The organism is Polaromonas sp., assembly GCF_030682935.1.
In the GTDB taxonomy this organism is placed as follows: domain Bacteria; phylum Pseudomonadota; class Gammaproteobacteria; order Burkholderiales; family Burkholderiaceae_C; genus Polaromonas.
Genome location: NZ_JAUXNA010000218.1, coordinates 1 through 1961 on the forward strand (window position 1 = coordinate 1; position 1961 = coordinate 1961).

The 1961-nt window shown below is 67.0% G+C and carries 2 protein-coding genes; one reads left to right on the forward strand and one right to left on the reverse strand.

The window, feature by feature from the left end; genetic code table 11:
- A partial coding sequence (locus Q8K05_RS09945) for a cyclic pyranopterin monophosphate synthase MoaC (RefSeq protein ID WP_305246466.1) occupies nt 1-310 on the forward strand: 310 nt, incomplete at its 5' end.
- A gap of 12 nt (nt 311-322) precedes the next feature.
- Here the strand turns inward: Q8K05_RS09945 and Q8K05_RS09950 are convergent.
- Nucleotides 323-1873, reverse strand: coding sequence for a PglL family O-oligosaccharyltransferase (locus Q8K05_RS09950; RefSeq protein ID WP_370868820.1), 1551 nt, complete (start codon nt 1871-1873; stop codon nt 323-325).
- Between the last annotated feature and the right edge of the window lie 88 nt (nt 1874-1961).

Genomic DNA, 1961 nt, shown 5'->3' on the forward strand with positions numbered 1-1961 from the left:
AACCAGCGACCTGATTCCGCTGTGCCATCCGCTGGCACTGACCCGCGTTGCGATTGATTTTGTAGCCACCCCCGCAACGGCGGCAGGCGCCACCAGCCTTGCAGAGGGTGAAAAAGGAGTGGTCACCTGCAGCGCAACGGTGGAAACCGTCGGCCCCACCGGCGTGGAGATGGAGGCGCTGAGCGCCGTCACGGTCGCCCTGCTGACGATTTACGACATGTGCAAGGCGGTCGATCGCGGCATGACGATGACCGACGTGAAGCTGATGGAAAAGCAGGGTGGAAAGTCCGGGCACTTCGTCAATGCCTGAGCCGGGTGCGCGTCACTTTGCCGCTGGCAGCGGCCGGAGTCTGGCCGCCTGGGCTGCGGCCCAGCGCGCATGCTCGTCAGGAAACGCCGCCCGGTAACGCGCCAGGTACAGCAAGGCTTCCTCGTCGCGGCCCAGCAGCCTGGCGCTCGCAATGAGTTTTTCAATCACCCGCGGCTCGGGCGAGTAGTGCAGCAACGACAGTGCCAGCGCGTGCATGGACTCGGCATTGCCGGGCGTCAGCGCCGTCACGCTCAGCGCCGCAAAGCGCACCTCGTCACCAAACAGCCAGCTGCCCCGTACCTTGTTCATCGTGTCGTCCCGGTAGGCTGCGCTGCGCGCCTCGGGCTGCAGGTAAAGCTGGCTGACCCGGGCATAGTCGAGGCCTGCAAAGGCCAAAACAGCTATCATAACAGTAGCTATAAGCCCCCGCAGATATTGGGCTAAAGCCCTATTTTTCTTAAATTCTGACGGCACATGCCGGCTTGATGCCCGGCTGTCAGGCCCGGCCGCGGCGCGGGCCCACAGCAGCCCCACGCACAGCCCGAACGCCAACTGGAACGGGCCGTACCACAGCGGGTACTCCAGCAGGCTGTGCAGCAGGATGACGGCCAGCACGCCCCAGGCCATCTGACGCGCCGGATCGGTTTCGCGCCAGGGCTGGGCGCGCCACGCTAGCCAGCCCGCGCCGCCACACAGCACCAGGGCGGCCGGAACACCCCGCTCCACCGCGAGTTGCAGCGGCAGGTTGTGGGCATTGTCCAGAATATCGCAAAAGCGCGGGCCCGGGTACAAGGTCATGAAGTGGGCATAGTCCAGTTCGCCCCAGCCCCAGCCCAGCCACGGTTTTTGGGCAATCAGGCTCAACACGTTGGACCACAGCACCAGCCGGCTGCCGCAGCCCGGCGTTTCCGCCAGCCGGCCCAACAGCCCCCCGCTGCTCAGCCCCGTGGCCGCGCTCAGCAGCCACGGCAGCGCCAGCACCGCAAGTCCATACGCCAGCAGCGCCTGTAGCGCAAACACCGCCAGGCGCCGCTGGCCACGCAGCGCGGGCAGCGCCCACCCTGCCGTCAGCGCCAGAATCAGCACCCACTGCAGCAAGCCCGTGCGTGAGCTGCTGGCCGCGTTGCCCAGCGCCAGCAGCGCCATCGCCGCGTACGCCCAGCCCGGCACGCGCGGCCCGGGCGCTTGCCGCGCCAGCAGGGCGATCAGCGCCAGCAGCCCGATGCTGGTCAGCGTGGCAAACTGGTTGCGCTGGCGCAAATTGGCAAACGCCTCCCCGGCGCCGGTCTCGCTGATCCAGGGGCTGAACGCATGCGCCAGCCCGAAATACTGCACCAGACCGATCACCGCGCTGACAGCGGCGGCCAGCACCCAGGCGGTGGCGATCAGCCTGGCATCGACCCTGCGCCAGAACAGCCACACCAGCACGGCGCAACAGGCCGACACCAGCCACGGCCAGACATTGGATGTGGGGCCTGCGGTGTAGGCGGTGAACCAGGGCAGGGCGAGCAAGGCACCCAGCGCCTGGTTCGGTGCATGGCGAATATTGAACGGGTTTGGCACCGGGGAATGGGCTAGGTTCAGGGGCTCGGTTGTTGTGAAGGGCAAGGGCGACCGGGTTGAAATAGCGATGCCGTGGTGGCGCTGCTTC